This is a genomic window from Fischerella thermalis PCC 7521, from assembly GCF_000317225.1.
Lineage (GTDB): Bacteria > Cyanobacteriota > Cyanobacteriia > Cyanobacteriales > Nostocaceae > Fischerella > Fischerella thermalis.
This window is the reverse complement of the sequence record NZ_AJLL01000100.1, coordinates 87,627-110,112: the sequence shown is the minus strand read 5'-3', so window position 1 is coordinate 110,112 and position 22,486 is coordinate 87,627. Positions and strand designations below refer to the sequence as shown.

21 protein-coding genes and 1 pseudogene are annotated in these 22,486 nt (G+C 41.4%); 9 read left to right on the top strand and 13 right to left on the bottom strand.

The features are described from left to right. Positions 1–18 precede the first annotated feature (18 nt). The 3 genes from UYK_RS0121785 (at position 19) to UYK_RS0121775 (ending at position 4,593) form a co-directional block, all read left to right on the top strand. A complete protein-coding gene (locus UYK_RS0121785) occupies positions 19–1,431 on the top strand; it encodes a 1-acyl-sn-glycerol-3-phosphate acyltransferase (RefSeq protein WP_009756881.1) in 1,413 nt (470 codons plus the stop codon). 376 nt (positions 1,432–1,807) lie between these two features. Beyond that, positions 1,808–3,493, top strand: coding sequence for an NAD(P)H-quinone oxidoreductase subunit 4 (locus UYK_RS0121780; protein WP_009756880.1), 1,686 nt, complete (start codon positions 1,808–1,810; stop codon positions 3,491–3,493). A gap of 224 nt (positions 3,494–3,717) precedes the next feature. Continuing rightward, positions 3,718–4,593 (top strand): D-alanyl-D-alanine carboxypeptidase family protein, encoded by an 876-nt coding sequence (locus tag UYK_RS0121775; protein WP_009756879.1) that lies wholly within the window; start codon positions 3,718–3,720, stop codon positions 4,591–4,593. 69 nt (positions 4,594–4,662) lie between these two features. On the opposite strand, the gene UYK_RS0121770 is transcribed toward UYK_RS0121775, so the two are convergent. Next, on the bottom strand, positions 4,663–5,685 hold the full coding sequence (locus UYK_RS0121770; RefSeq protein ID WP_016872161.1) for an AI-2E family transporter: 1,023 nt from the start codon (positions 5,683–5,685) through the stop codon (positions 4,663–4,665). A 314-nt stretch (positions 5,686–5,999) separates the two neighbouring features. Here UYK_RS0121770 and UYK_RS0121765 point away from each other — a divergent pair, with 314 nt between their 5' ends. Continuing rightward, a complete protein-coding gene (locus UYK_RS0121765; protein ID WP_009756877.1) occupies positions 6,000–6,533 on the top strand; it encodes a general stress protein in 534 nt (177 codons plus the stop codon). Here UYK_RS0121765 and UYK_RS26405 read toward each other — a convergent pair. Continuing rightward, positions 6,490–6,693 (bottom strand): lysozyme inhibitor LprI family protein, encoded by a 204-nt coding sequence (locus UYK_RS26405; RefSeq protein WP_131474241.1) that lies wholly within the window; start codon positions 6,691–6,693, stop codon positions 6,490–6,492. The two genes, UYK_RS0121765 and UYK_RS26405, sit on opposite strands and share 44 nt — an antisense overlap. Positions 6,694–7,080: 387 nt before the next feature. Between UYK_RS26405 and UYK_RS0121755 the strand changes: the two genes are divergently transcribed. After that, on the top strand, positions 7,081–7,821 hold the full coding sequence (locus UYK_RS0121755) for a TerC family protein (RefSeq protein ID WP_009756875.1): 741 nt from the start codon (positions 7,081–7,083) through the stop codon (positions 7,819–7,821). Between the two features lie 122 nt (positions 7,822–7,943). Here UYK_RS0121755 and ndk read toward each other — a convergent pair whose 3' ends face one another. The 3 genes and pseudogenes from ndk to UYK_RS27625 form a co-directional block, all read right to left on the bottom strand. After that, entirely contained in the window at positions 7,944–8,393 is a 450-nt protein-coding gene (ndk, locus tag UYK_RS0121750) for a nucleoside-diphosphate kinase (protein ID WP_009756874.1), read from the bottom strand. A gap of 209 nt (positions 8,394–8,602) precedes the next feature. Beyond that, positions 8,603–8,776, bottom strand: a pseudogene (locus tag UYK_RS27630) (zinc ribbon domain-containing protein); the annotation flags it as partial. Positions 8,777–8,880: 104 nt separating this feature from the next. Continuing rightward, complete coding sequence (locus tag UYK_RS27625) at positions 8,881–9,009, bottom strand: zinc ribbon domain-containing protein (RefSeq protein WP_157221848.1); 129 nt, start codon at positions 9,007–9,009, stop codon at positions 8,881–8,883. A 95-nt stretch (positions 9,010–9,104) separates the two neighbouring features. On the opposite strand from UYK_RS27625, the gene speA reads away from it, so the two are divergent. Next, the gene (gene speA / locus UYK_RS0121740; RefSeq protein WP_009756872.1) at positions 9,105–11,123 is read left to right on the top strand and encodes a biosynthetic arginine decarboxylase; all 2,019 of its coding nucleotides are present in this window, start codon (positions 9,105–9,107) and stop codon (positions 11,121–11,123) included. A gap of 51 nt (positions 11,124–11,174) precedes the next feature. On the opposite strand, the gene UYK_RS0121735 is transcribed toward speA, so the two are convergent. The 3 genes from UYK_RS0121735 to UYK_RS0121720 form a co-directional block, all read right to left on the bottom strand. After that, positions 11,175–12,341: a nucleotidyltransferase family protein gene (locus tag UYK_RS0121735; protein WP_016872160.1), complete on the bottom strand. Its 1,167-nt coding sequence runs from the start codon at positions 12,339–12,341 to the stop codon at positions 11,175–11,177. Positions 12,342–12,668: 327 nt separating this feature from the next. Then, positions 12,669–13,502, bottom strand: coding sequence for a segregation/condensation protein A (locus UYK_RS0121730; RefSeq protein WP_009756870.1), 834 nt, complete (start codon positions 13,500–13,502; stop codon positions 12,669–12,671). A gap of 215 nt (positions 13,503–13,717) precedes the next feature. Beyond that, entirely contained in the window at positions 13,718–14,767 is a 1,050-nt protein-coding gene (locus UYK_RS0121720; RefSeq protein ID WP_009756869.1) for an AI-2E family transporter, read from the bottom strand. 106 nt (positions 14,768–14,873) lie between these two features. On the opposite strand from UYK_RS0121720, the gene pdxH reads away from it, so the two are divergent. Further along, entirely contained in the window at positions 14,874–15,518 is a 645-nt protein-coding gene (gene pdxH / locus UYK_RS0121715) for a pyridoxamine 5'-phosphate oxidase (RefSeq protein ID WP_009756868.1), read from the top strand. 4 nt (positions 15,519–15,522) lie between these two features. Here the strand turns inward: pdxH and UYK_RS0121710 are convergent, their stop codons facing one another. From UYK_RS0121710 to UYK_RS0121695, 4 genes are all read right to left on the bottom strand, one after another. After that, on the bottom strand, positions 15,523–15,891 hold the full coding sequence (locus tag UYK_RS0121710; RefSeq protein WP_009756867.1) for a hypothetical protein: 369 nt from the start codon (positions 15,889–15,891) through the stop codon (positions 15,523–15,525). Between the two features lie 183 nt (positions 15,892–16,074). Next, positions 16,075–17,676, bottom strand: a complete 1,602-nt coding sequence (locus tag UYK_RS0121705) for a hypothetical protein (protein ID WP_009756866.1) — start codon at positions 17,674–17,676, stop codon at positions 16,075–16,077. A 143-nt stretch (positions 17,677–17,819) separates the two neighbouring features. Further along, on the bottom strand, positions 17,820–18,566 hold the full coding sequence (locus UYK_RS0121700; protein WP_016872158.1) for a DUF3153 domain-containing protein: 747 nt from the start codon (positions 18,564–18,566) through the stop codon (positions 17,820–17,822). A gap of 204 nt (positions 18,567–18,770) precedes the next feature. Continuing rightward, positions 18,771–19,292, bottom strand: a complete 522-nt coding sequence (locus UYK_RS0121695; RefSeq protein ID WP_009756864.1) for a tetratricopeptide repeat protein — start codon at positions 19,290–19,292, stop codon at positions 18,771–18,773. Positions 19,293–19,535: 243 nt separating this feature from the next. On the opposite strand from UYK_RS0121695, the gene UYK_RS0121690 reads away from it, so the two are divergent. Further along, positions 19,536–19,943, top strand: a complete 408-nt coding sequence (locus tag UYK_RS0121690; RefSeq protein WP_009756863.1) for a hypothetical protein — start codon at positions 19,536–19,538, stop codon at positions 19,941–19,943. A gap of 102 nt (positions 19,944–20,045) precedes the next feature. Here UYK_RS0121690 and argB read toward each other — a convergent pair whose 3' ends face one another. After that, positions 20,046–20,942, bottom strand: coding sequence for an acetylglutamate kinase (gene argB, locus UYK_RS0121685; protein WP_172451400.1), 897 nt, complete (start codon positions 20,940–20,942; stop codon positions 20,046–20,048). 174 nt (positions 20,943–21,116) lie between these two features. On the opposite strand from argB, the gene UYK_RS0121680 reads away from it, so the two are divergent. Beyond that, on the top strand, positions 21,117–22,439 hold the full coding sequence (locus tag UYK_RS0121680; protein WP_009756861.1) for a serine/threonine protein kinase: 1,323 nt from the start codon (positions 21,117–21,119) through the stop codon (positions 22,437–22,439). The last annotated feature ends 47 nt before the right edge of the window (positions 22,440–22,486 follow it).

Here is a 22,486-nt window from a genome sequence, read left to right as displayed (position 1 = left end):
GCAACCTTGCCTGATTCCATGCAACATGCCCAATCACGACTGGAGTTTATTCCACAACGCTTCAACCCTGTTGTACTCCGTCTTGCCCAGTGGTTGCTGCCTATTTTGCTACGGTTTCGGCTAAGACCGTGGTTGCCAGCTGGAATTTCGCGCATTCAAGTGAAGAATGCAGAAATATTAGCCGAATTATATCAACAATTCCAAGCTGGTAAAGTTCGCTTTTTGATGGCATTTCGTCATCCAGAGGTAGACGATCCTCTGTGTATGTTATACCTGCTTTCCAGAGCAGTGCCACGGGTTGCACGTCAGCAAGGGATTCTCTTGCAATACCCTATTCATTCACACTTCATTTATGAACGGGGAATGCTATTGTGGGCGGGAGACTGGCTAGGCTGGTTTTTCTCAAATTTAGGGGGAACTCCCATTCGTCGGGGTAAGCGACTCGACAAGCTAGGTATTCAAAATGCCCGGAATTTGTTTGCTAATGCTAAAATGCCAATCGCAGTAGCTCCCGAAGGTGCTACCAATGGACATAGTGGTATCGTTAGCCCTTTGGAACCTGGTGTTGCTCAATTTGGGTTTTGGTGTGTAGAAGACTTGCAAAAAGCCAACCGTTCGGAAGAAGTTTTGATTGTGCCGATCGCGCTTCAGTATAGTTATGTGAAACCACCTTGGGCAAAACTGGATTGGCTGTTGAGTAAATTAGAAGCTGATTGTGGTTTGCCAGTAAAGACTATTGGCCGATCTGAGACCGCTAACCCAGAAGAGATACACTATCCACGTCTGTTGCGGCTAGCCGAACACCTGTTAACAGAGATGGAAGGATTTTATCAACGCTTTTATCATCAGCATCTCGCTGCAATTGATCATGAGCTTGAGGCTAGGGGCAATGCCAATGAGATATTAATGGCGAGACTGCATCGCTTACAAGATACAGCTTTAAAAGTTGCCGAGCAATATTTTAAACTACAACCACAAGGAAATTTTATTGACCGTTGTCGGCGTTTGGAAGAAGCAGGCTGGAGTTATATTTATCGAGAAGATGTGTCAGATATCAATGCTTTACCACCCTTTCAACGAGGATTAGCAGACTGGGTAGCAGCAGAAGCAGAACTGCGAATGCGACATATGCGGTTGGTAGAAACTTTCATAGCAGTGACAGGGACTTATGTCAAGGAAAAACCTACTCCAGAAAGGTTTGCAGAGACAGCGCTACTAATCTTTGACATGATTGCCCGAACCAGAAATAACACAAAACTGCCAGGGCGTCCGCGTTTGGGTTGGCGACAAGCACTAATCACAGTTGGTCAACCAATATCAGTTACAGAACGCTGGGCAAAATCTCAAAGCGATCGCCGTGCAGTCAGAGTTGGAGTGACTGAGTTAACAAAAGAACTGCATCAAGCTTTAGAACAATTAATTAAGACATAAGGCCTAACTCTATCATGTAGTATTTGTATATTTGGATACATGCTGTTAATTTAACGTTCCCAATCACCCACCACAGATAAAATCTCGGTGGTCAGGCAAACTAGGGATTTTACGCAGAACAAACAAAAAATGTATAATTACAAACAAAATTTGATCTAGTTTTCTAACCTTAACCATAGAGAATATTGGCGTTGCTGAATTTGGTCATGAATTGTGTTTGTCCACATTTTGTAGAGACGTAGCATTGCTACGTCTTATTGTCTTTTACATAAACTAGAGTTTTGTCAATACTGATCTGTGGTAAAGATTGATAAAAAATGTTTACGAAGTTTAATATTATGGTTTTATACCACCATAAGTATTTTTGCTCATAAACATGATAGGCGATCAATTTCCCTGGCTCACTGCGATCATCCTATTGCCACTTGTGGCTTCCCTAGCCATTCCCTTTTTCCCCGATAAAAATGGCAAGCGTCTGCGCTGGTATGTTTTAGGGGTGGGTATGGTGGACTTTATTTTGATGTGCTATGCCTTTTGGCAAAATTATGATGCCAACAGCGCATCTGTGCAACTTGTGGAGAAATACACCTGGATACCTCAGATCGGTTTGAACTGGGCAGTTTCAGTTGATGGACTTTCTGTGCCACTTGTGCTGCTAGCAGGATTGGTAACAACACTAGCGATTTTTGCAGCATGGCAAGTCGATCGCAAACCCCGCCTATTCTATTTTTTGATGTTGGTGCTGTACTCTGCCCAGATAGGCGTGTTTGTTGCCCAAGACATGCTGCTGTTGTTCATTATGTGGGAACTAGAACTGGTTCCTGTCTACCTACTTGTTTCTATTTGGGGTGGACAAAAGCGCCGCTACGCAGCGACAAAATTCTTGTTATACACAGCAGCAGCTTCAATTTTTATTCTGGTAGCAGGGTTAGCAATGGCCCTCTACGGTGACAATATGACCTTTGATATGGTCGAATTGGGGATGAAAAATTACCCACTGGCACTCGAACTGCTTCTTTATGCAGGATTATTGATAGCCTTTGGTGTGAAGTTGGCTGTTTTCCCCATGCACACCTGGCTACCTGATGCTCACGGTGAAGCATCTGCGCCTGTATCAATGATTTTGGCGGGTGTACTTTTGAAAATGGGTGGATATGGTCTCATTCGTCTCAATTTAGAACTTCTTTCTGATGCCCACGTTTATTTTGCACCAGTTTTAGCTTGTCTAGGTGTTGTCAATATTATCTATGGTGCATTGAATTCCTTCGCTCAACCCAACATGAAGCGTCGCCTGGCGTATTCATCGGTTTCTCACATGGGTTTTGTGCTGTTGGGTATTGCATCCTTCACCGACTTAGGAATTAGTGGGGCGATGCTACAGATGATTTCTCACGGTTTAATTGCCGCAGTCCTATTCTTCCTTGCAGGCGTCACCTACGATCGCACCCACACACTGATCATGTCAGATATGGGTGGTATTGGTCGAGCAATGCCGAAAGTATTTGCCCTGTTTACAGCTGCTGCAATGGCGTCGTTAGCCCTTCCTGGAATGAGTGGTTTTGTGGGCGAACTCGCAGTCTTTGTTGGCGTCACCACTAGCGACATTTACAGTTCGACTTTCTGTACTGTCATGGTTTTCTTAGCAGCAGTAGGACTTATCCTCACACCAATATACCTACTCTCGATGCTCAGACAGGTATTTTACGGTTCAGACGTCGCTCCTACCTGTGTTATTTCTGATGCAGGCTCACAGAACCAAGACAATCAGGAAGCAGTTTGCTTTGGGACTAACTGCGTACTCCCGACAGAGGCCAAATTTAACGATGCAAAGCCGCGTGAAGTGTTTATTGCTGCTTGCTTCTTGCTGTTGACTATCGGTATCGGCGTCTACCCAAAACTGGCTACTGAGATGTACGACGTCAAAACTGTTGCAGTTAATACTCAGGTGCGCCAATCTTACATCCAAATTTCACAAACCAATCCCCAAATATTTGCTAAGGACTTCCTATTTCCCAAAATCGCAGAATCTAATATAGCTTCCGTTTCCAGAATAGATAAATAACCTTGCGATCGCCTTAATACTCAAGCTTTGCCAAGGACAGGGAAAATATTCCAAATCTGGGAGGGGTTTAATAGCTTCTCCCATTATTTTTTGATAAACGGAAATTATACAATGAAAAAAGCTATGTAAATAAACGTAAATCCCCTAGTTTTTAGTAGGGCTTTAGTACCAGATTTTTACACTGGAAATTCTGGTTAGGGAATCTACCAATAAAATCATGAAAAATGAAACGATTTTGGAAAAAAACTGCCTTCTATACAATTGTTGCGCTAATTGTTTTTAGTCTAGCTGCAAGTAGTGGAACAACAAATAAAATCCTAAGTCAAGATATTCGTTATTCAGAAAGTTACATTCTTGATGGTTCACTTCACAAGCAACAATCAAATCAACTTTTTATTGGCAAAGTCAATGAGATAGTCATCCCTACTCCTGAGACTACTCCTAATCCTAATTTAAACTTGAATAACAAAGAGCGGTTTTTGGCAGCAATTACAGATAAATTATCAACAATTCCCCAATCTGGCACTTATGAATATATTTTGTTGCGTGCCTATGGAGCAGCTTTTGTCAATCATAATCCAGAGGTTCAGCTGCCATCTAAAGTCTTATTTAAAGATGATAAGGAAACCAAAGAATTTCAGGCTATCCTGACAATGGCTAAAGTGAATGGAACTAACAACTGTTATTTACAAAAAGCAGCAGCCGATGCCTTAAATCGGGCTAAAGCACAAGTTAGTATTGCCTTAAAATCTGGTTATGCTGATAGTGACTGCACTCGTAGTTTTGCCACCAACGTTAGATTTTGGAGAAAATATGCGAACGATAAGACTTTAGCAAGAGTTCAAAAAGGTCAAGAAACAAAAATTTTGGGAACAGTTGCACCTCCTGGTGCATCACAACATTTGTGGGGATTAGCAATTGATTTGAGAGTATCAAGTGAAGCTCAAATACAGGCTTTAAATCAAAATGGTTGGTTTCGGACTGTGGAATATGATGCACCTCATTGGACTTATATTGGTTATCCACTAGATAAACTAAGTGATTTGGGATTTCAAAATAAAGTGATTGGTGGAATTAGTTATTGGCTAAATCCTTTATAAATACTTTTTACTCCCGCAGCTAAAAACACATTAACTTCCACCTTCAATGTTGTCATAAACGCTATACACCTAAGCATGACGCCACTTATCTAAAACGTCTTTAAATAAAACTTCCTCTAACCAAATTTTTGCAATCACTGTTAGCGGTATAGCCATTAATAACCCCAAGGCTCCAAACAAAGTAGCGAAGAGAATTTGAGATGACAAAGTTACAGCAGGTAATAATGCTACCTGTTTTGCCATAACAGTAGGAGTCAACCAATAACTTTCAATGTTTTGAATAATGATATAGACAATCAAAACTGCAATTGCTTTCCAAGGTGCGTCCAGGAGGGCAACAGTAATTGGAAATACTACACTTAAAGTAGGGCCAATATTCGGAATAAAATTAAGCAAACCCGCCAAGATTGCGTGGGCTAATACTAGCGGTACTTGCAAAATCCATAAACTGATTCCACTTAAAGTAGCAATAAACATCATTTCAATCAAAGCTCCCACTGTCCAACTTTCTAAACCAGTTGCACAGCGTGAGAGAATTTCGTCAACTCGTTGGCGGTAAAATGAAGGAAAAAATCTGACAAATAAATTGCGGTATGGCTGAGGATTGGCCAACAGCATTAATGTTAAAACTAAAACTAATAAAAATTCCAAAGCAGCAGTAATAGAAGTAGTTAATAAGTCAAGAGTTCTTGTAAAAAACTGCATTACTAATGGTTGGATTTGTTGAATAAAATTATTTATATCTGGTAAATTTGGATATTCTCCTCCAAAACGATTTTCTAGATAAGTTATCCACTCTTGCACCCGTGATACTCCTCGTGGTATGAGTGCTAAAAGTTGTTGAAACTGTTCAATAAAAGCAGGGACAATTAACCAGAAGAAGCCGAAAAAAAATGTTAACAAGATAAAAATACTTAAGAAAATAGCCCAAGAACGAATAATGCGTAATTTTTGTAGTTGTCGAACAAGCTGATTTAGTGCTGTAGCTAATACTATTGCCGTAAATAAGAGCAAAATCAGTCGTCGGATTTGCCAAAGGATATATATGGAAGCGACCAAAACTAGCAAGCCAATCCATTGACCAAATTTCATATTAGTTCGACTCCTACAGGATTCCTATTTGATTTTTGCGAAGCTAGGTACACCTCGAATTTAAGCAACAAATGTGAAGAAAAAGTGACAGTAATGATTGTTCTTTCAATATTAGGACTGACGCAAAATATAACGATACCGCTACGCAAGAATAAGGTTTTTTGTCCCATCTTGCTAAGTCGGTTTAATATCGATTTAGAACTACAACTTCCCTAACGAAGCCGCACTGCTGTGCTTGTCACATTCTATTCACATTTATATTCAATATTGGAAACAGCAAAATCCTTTGTCTTCCTAATTTTTGGGTTGGAAAAATGGCTTTAGTTCAACGCAAATATGCTGTCGGGATATTTCCTAATCATCAAGCTGTGGAACAGGCTCTCAATGAACTTAAAGAAGCTGGGTTGTCTTTGGATAAAGTTTCTGTAATTGCCAAAAATCAAAATGGAGAACGCAAGGATCAACTTGCTGGTGCTGATATAAGCAATAGTATTGCTAGTAAAGCAGGTGAAGTTGCGACGGTAGGAGCGATCGCAGGTGGGGCAGCAGGAAGTATACTTGGCTTATTTGAAGGTTTAGTTGCATTAAGCATTCCCGGAGTTGGCCCAGTGATAGTAGCAGGGGCTTTTCTGGCAAATACGCTTTTAGGTAGTGGACTTGGTGCAGCTGGTGGTGGTCTCATTGGCGCACTAGTAGGTTGGGGAGTTCCTGGAGAACAAGCCAGGTTCTATAGTGAGCAAGTGTCCCAAGGAAATTATTTAGTGATAGTAAAAGGAACAGAATCCGAGCTCCATCTTATTCAATCTATTTTTGCAACCAAGGATATTCAAGATTGGAGAGTTTTTTAATCCAAGCTAGCTGAGCGTTAGTTAATCTCTTCTTTTGATTGGTGGTGATTTTTGTCTGCAAAGCTTTATAAACTTGATTAAGTTTTTGATCGGCTGCTTTATAGGCGCGATCGCTACAAATAATCATCTGTTGTCTGGTTTGAGGATTGTTACAGTTCACATTTTGCGCTATCTGTTGAGAAGTCTCTCCAGCTAAGTTAGGTAATACATTTATATATAGCCAACAGTGTAGGGGCAACAAGGGCAAGTAACTTGAAATCCATCATTCTTTCTCAAGCACATTCACCAAAATCTTCCCATCAGAATTCCTCGCCAACACGTTAAGCTTGATTAAGGTAGCAATTTATTGCGCTTTTTATACTAACTTCCTCTGTTCCTGGTAACTTTTAACAGTTATCAGTGATCAACCATCAATTTTATTTGTGGGGTAATGGTTTTCTCGTCAATTTAGTCTGAATGCTTTAATGGTGTTTGTTGATCTCCCACCATATGCCTGATAACTGTTTACTATTCACTGATTTATTTTTCACTGCTTGAGAAACTCGGAATGCTAGACAAAATTTTTGACTACCTTAACTTTCATCTCAGCATTGAAGCGGCTATAGTCTTGCTGATCCTGATGTTTTTGGAGGCGGTGCTATCTGCTGACAACGCTATTGCTCTCGCTGCGATCGCTCAAGGACTGGGAGACAAAAAACTTGAAACCCAAGCACTCAACATAGGTCTAATTTTTGCCTATGTCCTAAGAATTACCTTACTACTGACCGCTACTTGGGTGCAACAGTTTTGGCAATTTGAGTTACTAGGTGCAGCTTACCTTCTGTGGCTAGTATTCCAACACTTCACGTCTGAAGAAGACGAAGAACATCACCATCACGGACCACGTTTTAACTCATTATGGCAAGTCATCCCCGTAATTGCTTTAACGGATTTGGCTTTTTCTTTGGATAGTGTCACCACTGCGATCGCTGTTTCTCAGGAAACTTGGCTAGTGCTAACTGGGACAACTATTGGTGTAATTACCCTGCGCTTTATGGCAGGTTTATTTATTCGGTGGTTGGATGAATTTGAGAACCTAGAGGATGCAGGTTACATCACTGTTGCATTAGTGGGGTTACGCCTCTTGATCCGGGTGGTAAATGAAGATTTAGTTCCACCACAATGGTTGATGATTACTGCGATCGCCCTAATTTTAACCTGGGGATTTTCCCAACGCACTCAACCTGTATCAGTGACAGAATCGGAGAAGACAGAAGTAGTGCAGTCTAAAGAAGTTGAGGAAGTGTGAGGAATGGGGGAAGAGCCGGAGGTGGAGGAAGTGTGAGAAATATAATAAAGTCTTTTCTCCTCACACCCCACCCTTACCTTCAGCCGAAGAAGGCGCGTCTACACACCCCTCCTACTCTGAAATTACTCGTGCAACCAAGCCATTGAGTGCGGTTGCCAATCTACTAATTCTTCATCTTTAAACCACAAAGCAATTTCTCGCTGTGCGGTTTCAATAGCATCGGAACCATGAATGATATTGCGGCCAATATTGACGCCAAAGTCACCCCGGATTGTCCCGGGTTCTGCTGTTAAGGGGTTAGTTGCACCAATCATTTTTCTGGCAGCAGCAACGACGCCTTCTCCTTCCCAAACCATTGCGACTACAGGACCGGAAGTAATAAAATCAACTAACCCTGCAAAAAATGGTCTTTCCTTGTGAACGTCATAATGAGCTTCAGCTAATTCTCGGCTAACCTTCAAGAATTTTAACCCAACTAGGGTAAAGCCTTTGGTTTCAAAGCGGCGGATAATTTCACCAGCTAGTTTACGCTCTACACCGTCAGGCTTAATGGCAATAAATGTGCGCTCCAAAGCTATCTCCTCAAACTGAATTAATTTGTCCTTTGTTCATAGTCAAGAGTCAATAGTCTATAGTCAAGGGTTTTTACTATTGACAATTGACCAATCAAACAATATCTCACAAATCAACTTCTGGTGTATATGCGTTGAACCATCAATAAGTTAAATTTTGACACTCCCACCACTCAAAGGGTATGGGATTCTTGGTTCACCGAGCCGACTTATCTGAACCTGTTGCCAGATTCTTTCCAGAGGTCGTTCTCTCCCCAAGCGCTGATTCCGACGTGCCCCGCCGTACTGAGTCCCTTAGTTAAAATATTCAAAGCTGCATTTTCATCCCGATCTGGTACTATTCCACAATGAGGGCATTGATGAGTTTTAGTGGATAAAGTTTTTGGGCGTTGCAGAGAAAGCGGGATGATTTTATTTTCTCCTTTAGTTGAAAAACTTAATTCTTGGCGCTCTTGGCGTCTATGGCGGTTCATCATTCATCTCCATTTTATGCAACGCCAGTTTTTGTTACTATCTCCCCACACCTAGAACAGTTTTGACTTGTCCACTGGGGAGGTACAGCAATAGTGATCTTGGCGTATACTCTACCAAAATACTTTAACCAACACTGGAACAAATACCCTGAAATATTTTCTGGAGTTTCAGGCTATTGTTAGTGTGCTTTCTGCTCTAATAGTTGTAAATTCGTGGGTGAAGATAAAGGTCAGGAAAATGCGTCTTGATTCTACTGCTGCATCTGATGAGGTGGTGAAGCCGCCGTCCCATAATGGTAAAAAATCTGAATTGAAAAATCACAAGCACAAAAAACTGCTGCCACCTGCCAGCATACAGGAAGGAACACGCGTTTGGAAAATAGAAGATAGCGAAGCGCTTTACCGCATAGAAGGTTGGGGCCATCCTTATTTTTCCATCAACGCAGCAGGTCATATTACTGTTTCCCCAAAAGGCGATCGCGGCGGTTCGCTGGATTTATACGAGTTGGTTAATGCTCTCAAGCAGCGTAATTTAGGACTGCCGATGTTGATTCGGTTTTCTGATATTTTAGAAGACCGGATTGAGCGGTTAAATGCTTGTTTTGCCAAAGCGATCGCTCGCTACAACTATCCTGGTATTTATCGTGGCGTATTTCCGGTCAAATGTAATCAGCAGCGGCATTTGGTTGCTGATTTAGTACGCTTTGGCAAACCCCATCAATTTGGCTTAGAAGCAGGTTCTAAACCAGAATTAATGATCGCCCTGGCGATGCTAGATACACCAGGAGCATTGTTAATTTGCAACGGTTATAAAGACAAAGAATACATTGAAACGGCGATGCTAGCCCAACGATTAGGGCAGACACCAATCATCGTCTTAGAACAGATTGAAGAAGTAGATGTGGTGATTGAAGCTAGCCGCCAGTTAGGGATTCAGCCAATTTTGGGGGTGAGAGCAAAACTCAGTACCCAAGGGATGGGACGCTGGGGAACCTCCAGTGGCGATCGCGCTAAGTTTGGTCTGACAATTCCCGAAATTATCCAAGCAGTGGAAAAGTTACGTGCTGCTGACCTGTTAGATTCTTTACAACTGCTCCATTTTCATGTAGGTTCACAGATCTCTGCCATTAATGTCATAAAAGATGCCATCCAAGAAGCTAGCTGTATCTATGTAGAATTGGCAGCGTTGGGGGCAAACATGAAGTATCTTGATGTTGGTGGTGGCTTGGGTGTAGATTACGACGGTTCCCAAACCAACTTCTATGCTTCCAAAAATTACAACATGCAGAACTACGCCAATGATATTGTGGCAGAGTTAAAAGATACATGTTCGGAGCGAAATATACCCGTACCAACACTGATTAGTGAAAGTGGTAGGGCGATCGCTTCTCATCAGTCGGTATTGATTTTTGATGTTCTCAGCACCAGCGAAGTTCTCACAGAATTACCGGAACCGCCCAAAGAAGGAGAATCCCACATTATCACCTATCTTTGGGAAACTTACCAATCCATCAATCAAGAAAATTATCAGGAATTTTACCACGACGCTACCCAATTTAAAGAAGAAGCTATTAGCCGCTTCAATCTGGGAATCTTAAGTCTGACGGAACGCGCCAAGGCGGAACGTCTATACTGGGCTTGCTGTCAAAAAATACTGAATATCACCAGAAAGGAAGAATACGTACCTGATGAATTGGAAGACTTAGAAAAAATCATGGCTTCCATTTATTACGTAAACCTTTCTGTGTTTCAATCAGCACCTGATTGTTGGGCGATCGACCAGTTATTTCCGATAATGCCGATCCACCGTCTAGATGAAGAACCAACACGACGGGGGATCTTAGCAGACCTCACCTGCGACAGTGACGGTAAAATTGACCGCTTTATCGATCTGCGCGATGTCAAGTCAGTTTTAGAACTGCATCCCTTTAAAGCCGGAGAACCCTATTATCTGGGCATGTTCTTGAATGGAGCGTACCAGGAAATTATGGGGAATTTACATAATTTATTTGGTGATACCAACGCCATTCACATCCAATTGACGCCCAAAGGCTTCCAAATTCAACACGTAGTCAAGGGTGATACAATGAGCGAGGTAGTGAGTTACGTACAATACGACTCGGAAGACATGGTAGAAAATATCCGCCAGCGTTGCGAATTAGCTTTAGAAGAAAATCGCATTACACTAGCGGAATCACAGCGACTGCTACAAACTTATGAGCAGAGTTTGCGGAGGTATACGTATTTGAGTAGTTAGTGGTTAGTTGTTGTTTGTTGGTTGTTGGTTATTCCAAAAAACAACCAACAATTAACTAGCATTCGTTCCCAACAATTCTGCGATCGCTTGATGTTCGACAGGAGTGTGAGACGGTGGTATCTGACGGGCGTCGGTAATCAGCCAATCTAAAGCAGCTGCTTGGACATCGATTGTTGCCCCAGTTTTATCTACACAATAGCGCCCAAATACTAGCTTATCGACTAGTCGCACTCCTGCCCCCAGACGCGACCATTCAAAGATGACGCTGTTTTCCACCGTTGCACCATTGCATATCCAGCAATTGGGGCCAATCATTGTCGGCCCGACTATTTTCGCCCCGTCTTCGATCTTGGTCATGCCACCGATGTACACTGGGCCTGTAATGTCAACTTTGTCCCAATTCACGGCTACGTTTAAGCCAGTGTAAATGCCGGGAGCGACTTGTTGACCAGGAATTTGGACGTTTTTAATTTCGCCTAGTAGCACACCGCGAATTGCGCGCCAATAATCTGGGACTTTACCAATATCTACCCATTCAAAATCCATAGGAATGGCGTAAAAAGGCGCACCCATTTCTACTAGTTTGGGAAATAGTTGACTACCGATGTCATACTCTACACCAGAAGGTATGTAATTTAGTACCTCTGGTTCAAAAATATAGATACCTGTATTGATATTGGTGCTGAGGGCTTCTTCTACCTTCGGCTTTTCTTGGAAAGCTTTAACGCGACCATCTTCATCGGTCACAACCACACCGTAACTGGAAACTTCTTCCCGTGGTACGGATTTCATAATAATGGTAGCGATTGCTCCCTTGGCTCTGTGCCATTTGACTGCTGCTGTCAAATCGAGGTCTATTAAGGCATCTCCGCACAGGACTACAAAAGTATCATCAAAAAATGGATAAAAATCTTGGATTTTTTTCATGCCGCCAGCAGAGCCAAGGGCCTCACCCACTAGCGTACCTTCAACAATTCGCCCTTCAAAAGAATAAGCAATCTGTACGCCAAAGCGCTGACCATCACGGAAATAACTTTCTATTTCTTCAGCCAAATGGCTCACATTGACCATAATTTGGTCAAATCCATGTTGGCGTAACAGTTCTAGTAAAAATTCCATCACTGGCTTTTGCAGGATGGGCATCATCGGTTTGGGCATAGTGTACGTAATCGGACGTACCCGAGTTCCCTTGCCCGCTGCCAGAATCATTGCCTTCATATATACTTATTCCTCAACCACAAGCCAGTTAACTTTCAGTGAGTGATACTTAATCATCGGTTTGTTTTTGCTCCAAGTCATCCTTAAAACCACGGAATACGGGAATTGTCGGACATGGTATAACCATATGCATAGCAAGATGACATGTGTTCGCGTAGTGCGTTCAAACTGCCTGCCCTGTTCTTGTGGAACGGGGGAGGCGTTTCTTGAGGAAAAACTTTTTTCATGGCCAAATAGCGATCGCTTATCCTTTCAATTTACCCGGATTTTGGGGTGAGCTGAAGCATTAATTCTAGAAATAATTGATATTTCTAAATCAAATATTGCTTATTTCATTAACTGTTCCAATTGTCTGCTGTTATTTTCTTCGCCTGTAAGCAATCTTATTTTTACGTCTTGATAAAACTCCTCTTGGAATAACTCCACTTTAGACTGAGCCGAGAGCAATAGTAACGCCCAAAAAACACTAACTTTATGGCCGTTTGGCGAATTGTGACCTGTTTCATGCTGCTGTGATTGTTTGGTTTGTGTCCATAACTCCACTAATTGTTCCAAATTCAACCAATTTTGTTCCAAACAAAGTTCTGTGGACCAACGGTACAAAACTTGCTCGAGTTCCCCAGCCACTTCGGTCAGATTTTCCTGATGAGCTAGTTCTAATGCGGCTTGCATTGTTTGCAGGCTGGGCTGACGCCGAGGACGTGACGGCTTTTTGACTTTTTCTACCAGTTTTAATTGCTCTGCCATAACCTGCAATTGCTCCATCAGTTCTTGCAGAGTTACGCGACGCTTTGGTGGCGGCATTGCTGCTGGACGACGACGGATATGACGCTCAAATTGCAAGCGATGAGCTTGGTAAAGTCCCCCTTCTTCTATCTCCTCTAAGAGGTTATCATCTGCTAAAGCTGCCTGTTCCTCAGCAGCTGATTGCAATTGCATCAAGGTATTTGCTTTGAACAACACCAGCATTGATGCAGATAAAAAAGCTTGTCCAGATTGAGACAAGTCGGCTTCATAGCCTTTTTGTGTTGTCTGTGGCGTCATTAATTCTATATAGCGGTCTATTACATCAATCACTTGCACATCCCAAGGGTCTATTTCTCCTTTTTCAGCCTGATGTATGAGATTTTCAATTGTTGCTAGTAACTCAGAAGGGTTCATTAATGTTAGTTGTTAGTTGTTAGTTGTTGGTAGGGGCGAAGCTATGGGCTGGGTGTCTTTGCTGAAAATTAAATACTTCGTACAAATGCTACTCTGCCTTGAAGCCTACGAGCGCGTCTACGCCCTTACAGTGGTTAACACAGCAGTACTAAGTTATATTTATTCCAACCAACAAACAACCATCAACAAAGAACAAACAATATAAGAATTATCATTTAATCATTTTTTCTAATTTTAGTGCTATTCATCGCATCCAAAGTACCTTTAATTGTCCCAGCAATTGGCACTGCCAATAGTGATCCTAAAAAACCAGCAATCTCAAATCCCATTAAAATTGACACAAAAATCCAGATGGGATTGATGCCAATAAAATCTCCAAGTAATTTTGGCCCTAACAAATTGTCTTTTACTTGCTGCATGACGATCGCTGCGATCGCTACTTGAATTGCCAACCACCAATTTTGTAGTAGTAGTAAAATTGTCACAGTACCAATACCTAGAGTTGCTCCCACAAAGGGAATCAGTTCGGATACACCGATAAAGATGGCAAACACAAGCGCAAAAGGGACTTTCAGAATCAAAAAAATGGGAGTCAGACTCACCACCATGAACAAACCTAACAAAAATTGAATCAGAAAAAAGTTTTGAAAATTTAGCCTGAGGGATGTGGTGAAAGGCACACGGATATGAAATGGTAAAAGGTTGACTAAAGCATACCAAACGCGATCGCCATACAAAAGCATGTAAAATGCTAATACTACCACCAAAACAACATTCAAGACTCCTGACAACAACGTTCCCGCAAATCCTACAGCACCAGAAGGTATTTGCTGTACCACAATTTGGATATTGGCATTGATTTGTTGATTGATCACGCTGAAATTTAAAGGCAAGCGCCGCTTCTTTGCCCAAATTTGCAATTGCTCTAAATTATCTTGACTACTAATTAACCAATCGGGAATCTTATCTAACAATTGGTTGGTTTGTTCAATAACCATCGGTACGAGCGTTACACCCAATATTACCAACAAAGTTAAAGTCAAAAGCAACACAATTATCACTGCTTGGGCGCGAGAAATACGGGCGCGCTCAAAAAACTTCACTGGATAATTCAGCAAAAAAGCAAGTATTGTGGCAATACTAAAAATTGTAATAGGATGCTGGAAATAGGTAAACAGTAAAGACAGCAGCCAAACATTCAGCGCGATGATTGGACCGCCTAGACCATAGATTAATAGATTTTGAACAGAGGCCCAACGTCGCATTTGATGCAATGTTATTTACAAAACTCCTTGGCTGGATTGGTAAAAGTTACTTAGCGCTGATTATCATCATAATTATTTTTGACAAAACTACCAGGATAAAAACCCTATGGACAAAAATTTAGCCGATCTACGCAAAGACTACACCTTGCAGGACTTAAATGAAACTGATGTTGCTCCAAATCCTTTTATACAATTCCAAAAATGGTTTGACGAAGCACTGACAGCACAGTTGCTAGAACCAAATGCCATGACTGTTGCTACTGCGACGACCGATGGTAAACCCTCAGCAAGAATGGTGTTGCTGAAAGATTTTGATGAAAGGGGTTTCGTTTTCTTCACCAACTACAACAGTCATAAAGGACAAGAATTAGCCGAAAATCCCCAAGCAGCCCTTGTTTTTTGGTGGGCAGAACTAGAAAGACAAGTCCGCATTTGTGGGCGTGTGGAAAAAGTATCCGAAAACGATTCAGATAGATACTTTCAAAGCCGACCTTTTAACAGTCGCCTTGGTGCGTGGGCATCCAATCAAAGCGAAGTCATCGAAAGCCGAATAATTCTAGAGCAACGTCTGCAAGAATTAAAAGCTAAGTATAAAAATCAAGATATACCCCGACCACCTCACTGGGGAGGCTTACGGGTAATCCCTACAGAAATAGAGTTTTGGCAAGGACGTTCTAGCCGCCTGCACGATCGCATACTATATATTCGTTTAGATGATGGTGATTGGAAAATACAGCGTCTATCACCCTAAAATTTTAAAAAGAACGGCTGCTGCCCATTTCATTGTCTTCATCAGGATCATCAAAGGGGGGTATTTCCCCTGTAATTCTTGAGCCTGTATGACTTGAGAATGATATGTCCCGAGACGCACCAATATTTGGCGAAGGAGATTTAGATGTTAATGACTCTAAATCTGTTTTTAATTCTCGTCTTTGCTCAATTCTTCTGCGAATCTCCTCTAATTCTCGCTGAAATTGATAGCCTAGTTGAACTACCTCTTCAGGAGTGAGCTTATACTCGCTCAAGTTCTTAGCAGCATCGTCTAAAACATCAATAGCCCAGATAATATTTTGTTTTGTTTGTGCTAAACGCTGCTTGGCTCTCTCAAAATCGGTTTGGCTCATTTTAAATTTGTTGGTTGTTGATTGTTGGTTGTTGATTGTTGGTTGTTTGATTGTTAGTGGGTAGAGACGCGATTAATCGCGTCTGTACAATAGTAGTTAGTGGTTAGTAGTTAGTGGTTAGTAGTTAGTAGTTAGTAGTTAGGTAATTCCTCTACTCCCCACACTCCCCATCTCCCCACCTCCTCACACTCCCCCCACCTCCCTCGATCCCCAACTAACTGCCCCTAGAACTTCTTCTATAGATTCGTTAAAATCTTTGCCAGTTAGCGTTGGCAGTTCCGGCTTTTCATTCAATTTCTTCAAAAGCGCAGATTTGAGTTCCGGAAGTCTTCCACGGATGCTTTCTAGGTCTGGATCTTTACCAACCCACTCCCAAAAGTCTCTGCTTTTGTCTCTTGTTAGGCTATAGGTTAGGTAGAGATATGCTCGCTTTTGAGTTTCATCGGCATTATCCAAGCAATAAGCTAGTGCATACCAGCAGGCAAGATAATATAGCAAACGGTAGTTTAATACTTTAGTCGCGTCCCAGTTTTTTGCTGTTTCCAGGCTTTGGATTTCCTGTTTTGCTGCCAAGATCAAATCTTCTTTTCCTGTGAGTAGCTGGGTGATTGCTTTGGCAACTTTGATCCTTAACTGCACAGTTGGTTCTGTAACTCGCTTGAGTGCTTCATCGTAGTGAGCGATCGCGCTTTGGAGATTACCGATTCTTCTTTCACCTTGTGTCCGCCCCAAGAGACTGTAAGTTTCAGCCAAATTATCGTATGGTTGATACCAATCTGGGTAAAATTCTATTGCTTGCTGCAACTCCTCAATTGCTAACTGGTAAAAGAATTGACCATGAGTTTGAGCGCTAGATTGATTGAGAACACCAAAGAAATTATGAATTTGTCCTAGATAGCGTTGACGCTTACTCCCCAAATAAAATTTAGGTATACTTCTGATCATCTCGCGTTTAGAGAGTTCTAATGCCAGCCAACGACTAGCTGTTCGCAATAACTGTCTAAAACGGTCTTTCAGTAATCTTTTTGACTCTTTTCCTACTTCAGAGTCAGATACTTCCCAGATAGTGTAAATCTGAGCAGCAATGCGATTATCTATGTCCTGAATTTCAAATGTGATACCAATTCTTTTATGTTCTTCACCCTGGCTTTGTAAGATACCAGTAACTTTAGTGCCATAGGGTGGAAATAATACTGCAAGTAGTTGTACTAATGGATCAATTTGGTCAGGAGTTAATTCTTTTACGGAAGATATAAAATTAGTAAGCTGTTGATTTGCAGTTGCTTGTGGTAAAGGAAATTTATCAGAGGAGAGATGAATTTGTGGTCCCACACTAGTGATATGCTCCTTTGACCTTTGGTAGACGCTTTTCATCTCTCTCGCTAATCTTTCCCGCGCCAATTGTGACAATCCTGTTAAAACGCCCTCAATTTCATCTGCACCAGTTGCATTACTGAAATTATCAATTATCAATTGGGAAGATCGGTTAGTAATTAGTAAAAAGAATCGCCGAATAACAAATAAACTCAGTAATGCTACTAATATTTTTATCAATAAAAAGACAAGAGTAGTAAATCCTTTATCTACCTCCTCAAGAGCTTTCAACAAATCCTTATGGGAAGCTTTGGTATTATTAGACTGACTCGAAGATTTTGGTGTAACAGTTGTTGTGGGAGCAACTGTTGGAGTGGCTGGTATCTGTGGATTTGGTACAGGTGTTTGTGAATGCGCCACTCCAGAATTGACAACCAATAAGGTAAAGATTAACAAAAGCTGTGCTTTCACAATTTAGTTGTTGGTTGTTGGTAGTTAGTAGTTAGTAGTTAGTAGTTAGTGGTTGGTTGCTATTTATTCTCCTCATACTCCTCATACTCCTCATACTCCTCATACTCCCCACACTCCCCATCACCCCATCTCCCCACCTTCTACTACCCTTCACTAACTGCTGTTTTCGTAGCAAACTGAATTCTGGGATCGGGCATAAATTTATACCGCAGATAATATCCTACGCCAACAAATAGCACAATCAATAAAGTACCAATACCTAGAGGACTGGGAAGCCAGAAAACTGCTTCTATATGGTTGAGTTCGCCTGGGTTGAGATGCCATACTAGCTGATTGTTATTTTTTTCTGGTAGGGGAGCGTTTTCTGTTCTTTGAATAGTTCTTGCTCCCCAAGGAGTCTTCAAACTAAAGTCTAAATCGAGAATGGAACCAGCATTTGCCAAGACATTACCATCGCTGGAAATTAAAGCAAGCGATCGCAAATCCAGATCATAAATCAAGTGATTCCGTACCAATAACAAAAAATTATTCTGATTTAGAAGTAAATTTGATTCTACTTTTGGCAGTTGTGAATCAGATTCGTTAGTGACAGCTTTCTGATTCACAGTAGGGTGAAAAAATTGATTGAATTTTGTTTGCAATTCTTCACCATTAGTGAAAGGAATTGTGACAATCACTTCTTCTTTGGAAGGTCGTCGCACTTTACCTTCTTCTTGGCGGGCACGACGTTCTATACTATTTAACCATTCATACACAGGTTCACCACTAAAGCTGGTAAGACGTTCTCCCAACTTGATATGCTGCACCAACTCACCACTATTAGAATTATCAAAACGTATCCCCACCTCATAATCCACGCAACCAGAAAGCAGCAAAGTTGCTATTAGCATCAGGCAAACAAATCTCAGCCATGCAAAACTTTTTCTGAAAGTAGACAAATTGATCACTATAAAATCTCCTCAATAGTCGTTGGTCAATTGTCATTTGTCATTTGTTATTCACCCCATCACTCCATCACCCCTACCCCACGGGAAGCCGCGCAAAGCGCGTCTACACCCCATCACCCCACCTCCTCACCTCCCCGATCCCAATCCCTAAACATTCAACCAAATTAAACTTACCAATGTTAAACCAATTGCAATTAAAGCCACCCAGATAAAGCGATTATCTTTAGTATTGACCTGACTGAGGTCAACTAATTCTCGCTCAGCAGGCTTTTTAAAGCCAGAAGATTTATTAGGATTAGCAGAGAAACTTATTTTACTTTTATTATCAGCAAGATTGCTAAAATCAGGAATTTGAGTCATCCATTCTTGGGGACGTTGCAACCTGGGTGCTTTGAGAATGTATTGCAGTCGCCGCGCTTCTTTACTTGTTTCATGGTGGGGATGGCGTTTGAGTTGTTCACATAGGGCGATCGCATCATCTGTACGTCCTGCTGCTTCATAAGCTGTCGCCAACCAAATTTGTACTTCACCACTCAGGCGAGTATTACGGGCCAACAAGGCGCTTGCTTTTTCTAGTTGTTCAATAGCTTCTCGATATAGCCCACTTTCAAAGGCTACTCTTCCTTGCTGGTAGCGATTTTTGGCAATTTCTATACTCTCTGAACTCACGTTTTACTCACAAATTCAGCACTGCCTTCATTGTGCCAACGGTAGCAGCATTTGTGAAATCCTTTGGGCTAGCAACAAGTCAAAAAAAGGGGTGTAGGGGTGTAGGCTAAAGAAAGCAGCTAGGTGAGGGGCTTGGTCAAAAAATATAAATTGTTTTTTGTTTGGTATTGATGGGCAAAAATGGTGATTTATTATTTATCTATATAGTTAAATTTATTGATCATCATTTAGTGAACCAAAAATATGCTTAAAATCAAGCTTTATCAAGCGTATTTACTGGGATTGGGTTTGACTGTAGCACTGATGGGCGGGATGACAACTCCTGTTTCTGCCCAACAGATAATAGTAATTGATCAACCGGGTTTTTATGGTGTTCATCAACCTCAAGCTCCAACTGTTGGTAGCTTTATATACGGTAGTCCCATCCCTACCCCTATGCCTGTAGACCCAGTGACGGGATTAATGCCAAATCGTAGTATTTATAACACATACCCTACATTGCATCAAAATATACAAGATAACATCTTAGTTAATCCGGTGTTGGTGAATCCTAAAATTAGAAACTCAACATTGATTAATCCTGTGATTGTTAAAGATTCTTGGTATCACAACAGACCTATGCAGCAGCCGATCATCATTCAGCATCCCTAAGAAGAAATGGGTAAAGGTAAAAGGGGAAAGGGAAAAGATTTTAGTTTATTAATTTTCTTTTCACCAGAAGGGATAAATCCCTTCTGTCTTTCTTCAATAAATTCAACAGGTAAACTGAGAACCAAAAATCATCGTGCCAATACCGCCGTCAGTGAAGATTTCTAGTAGCAGGGCGTGGGGGATACGACCATCAATAATGTGTGCAGCACGGACTCCTTGGGCAAGCGATCGCACACAACAATTAACTTTAGGAATCATGCCACCACTAACTACACCACTAGCAATTAGATCACGGGCTTCTTTAATATCTACTTTGGGGATCAAGCTAGTCGGTTCTTTGTAATCTTTTAAAATTCCGCGTGTATCGGTTAGCAAAATCAACTTTTCTGCACCCAGTGCTGCTGCTATTTCTCCGGCTACAGTGTCAGCGTTGATATTATAAGCTTGTCCGTTATCATCAGCAGCAACACTCGAAACTACGGGAATATACCCACTATTTACCAGTGTTTCTAAAATCCGAATATTGACATTACTTACTTCCCCAACAAAACCGATGCCTTTATCTCCTTGGGGACGGGCTTTAATCAGGTTACCATCTTTACCACATAGACCGACAGCAGAACCACCAGCTTGGTTAATCAAAGAGACAATTTCTTTATTAACACGACCGACTAACACCATTTCCACCACATCCATTGTGGGGGCATCTGTGACACGCAGACCATTCTTAAATTGCGGTTCGATTCCTAGTTTATCTAGCCAACTGTTAATTTCTGGTCCACCACCATGTACCACTATTGGTCGTAAGCCAACGCAGGATAAAAATACAATATCGCGGATGACTTTATCTTTGAGGTTGCTATCTTTCATGGCAGCACCACCGTATTTGACAACTACAGTCCGACCTGTAAATTGTTGGATGTAAGGCAGTGCCTCACTCAGTACTTTTACACGAGTGGCCGCATCTTGTCGAATGTACTCAGAATCGTTGATCATAATTAAGTTTATGAGGAGCTTTTGTTGTTAGTAAAATTGGTACTCCCAACAATTTCTCACAGAAAAGAATATTTGTTGCTAAGATGTTCGTGCTGATTTAGTAAGGGTGTTAAGTATTAAGGATATAAGGGTGTAAGAGGAAATAAGAGTTTTTTGAAACGTATATTTTCTAGAACGATGTTGCAAATCCAACAGGTATTACGCGATCGCTATCAGCTTATAGAAAAAATTGGTGAAAATGCTGGTCGTCAAACCTGGTTAGCATGGGATTTGTCTACTCAAGAGCAAGTCATCGTTAAACTGCTCACTTTCAGCGACCAAGCACAGTGGGAAGATGTTAAACTTTTTGAGCGAGAAGCCCAAATACTCAAACAACTGAATCATCCACGCATCCCGAAGTATCGTAATTATTTTGCCTTTGAAGATCAAGTACTTCACTTTGCCCTAGTGCAAGAATACATTCCTGGTTCATCTTTTAAGGAATTACTCGCAAAGGGTAGGGTGTTCAGCGAAGCAGAAGTACGGAAAATTGCTGCTGAAGTTTTGAAAATTTTGATTTATCTGCACAGTTTAAGTCCACTGGTATTGCATCGCGATATCAAGCCTAGTAATTTGCTATTAGGAAAAAATTCCCAGATTTATTTAGTAGACTTTGGTGCAGTGCAAGACCGCGCCGCTAAAGAAGGGGCAACTTTTACGATAGTGGGAACCTATGGTTATGCCCCATTAGAACAGTTTGGTGGTAGGGCCACTCCAGCGTCTGACCTTTATGCTTTGGGTGCAACCTTAATTCATTTGCTAACCCGTATTCCACCAGCAGATTTGCCACAGCGAGATTCTCGCTTGCAGTTTGCCCACTTACTAAAAGTTAATCCTGGGTTTGTCCGCTGGTTAGAACAGTTGACACAACCAAATTTAGACAGACGCTTCACAAGTGCCAAAGAAGCGCTGAAGCTGCTCAAAGCAAATCAAATTGCTATCTCTGGGTTAGTTCGTGCTAAACCTGCTGATAGTCAAATTCAACTACAAAAATCTCCTGAACACTTACAAATTAAAATTCCTGTGCTGTGGAAAAAGACATTAATTGACCCGAAGAACTGTGCTGCAACAGTAGTACTAGCAATTTGGTTGTACTTTTTCATTGGCGGTTTTGGGTTGGGTAGCATAGAAGGTTGGATATGGCTTATGGCTAGTCTTCTGTTGGCAGGTTGGTTTCTATTACCTAACTTTGTGGAAACAAATATTTACTTTGACCATTACCAGTTTGAAATTGAATTGAAATTACTAGGTCTTTGCTTGCGTAGACAACGAGGGAAAGTTTCAGAAATTGACAAAGTATTTAGTGGTGAGACTGGTGGTTATGGTAGTCACAAAGTCCCAGAAGTAACATTGGCTGTGGGTGTATCCGAGTATTCTTTTGGAAAATTGAAGCCACCTTTAAGTAAAGACGAGTGTCGCTGGATGGCAGCAGAAATTAGGCATTGGTTAGGGATTGGGTAGTAGGGGTTGTTAGTTGTTAGTTATTTGTTGGTTGTTCCAAACAACAA

Coding starts and splice junctions, on each gene's coding strand:
- UYK_RS0121785 (WP_009756881.1), top strand. CDS start 19: ATGCAACATGCCCAATCACGACTGGAGTTTATTCCACAACGCTTCAAC.
- UYK_RS0121780 (WP_009756880.1), top strand. CDS start 1,808: ATGATAGGCGATCAATTTCCCTGGCTCACTGCGATCATCCTATTGCCA.
- UYK_RS0121775 (WP_009756879.1), top strand. CDS start 3,718: ATGAAACGATTTTGGAAAAAAACTGCCTTCTATACAATTGTTGCGCTA.
- UYK_RS0121770 (WP_016872161.1), bottom strand. CDS start 5,685: ATGAAATTTGGTCAATGGATTGGCTTGCTAGTTTTGGTCGCTTCCATA.
- UYK_RS0121765 (WP_009756877.1), top strand. CDS start 6,000: ATGGCTTTAGTTCAACGCAAATATGCTGTCGGGATATTTCCTAATCAT.
- UYK_RS0121755 (WP_009756875.1), top strand. CDS start 7,081: ATGCTAGACAAAATTTTTGACTACCTTAACTTTCATCTCAGCATTGAA.
- speA (WP_009756872.1), top strand. CDS start 9,105: ATGCGTCTTGATTCTACTGCTGCATCTGATGAGGTGGTGAAGCCGCCG.
- UYK_RS0121735 (WP_016872160.1), bottom strand. CDS start 12,341: ATGAAGGCAATGATTCTGGCAGCGGGCAAGGGAACTCGGGTACGTCCG.
- UYK_RS0121730 (WP_009756870.1), bottom strand. CDS start 13,502: ATGAACCCTTCTGAGTTACTAGCAACAATTGAAAATCTCATACATCAG.
- UYK_RS0121720 (WP_009756869.1), bottom strand. CDS start 14,767: ATGCGACGTTGGGCCTCTGTTCAAAATCTATTAATCTATGGTCTAGGC.
- pdxH (WP_009756868.1), top strand. CDS start 14,874: ATGGACAAAAATTTAGCCGATCTACGCAAAGACTACACCTTGCAGGAC.
- UYK_RS0121710 (WP_009756867.1), bottom strand. CDS start 15,891: ATGAGCCAAACCGATTTTGAGAGAGCCAAGCAGCGTTTAGCACAAACA.
- UYK_RS0121700 (WP_016872158.1), bottom strand. CDS start 18,566: ATGCTAATAGCAACTTTGCTGCTTTCTGGTTGCGTGGATTATGAGGTG.
- UYK_RS0121690 (WP_009756863.1), top strand. CDS start 19,536: ATGCTTAAAATCAAGCTTTATCAAGCGTATTTACTGGGATTGGGTTTG.
- UYK_RS0121680 (WP_009756861.1), top strand. CDS start 21,117: ATGTTGCAAATCCAACAGGTATTACGCGATCGCTATCAGCTTATAGAA.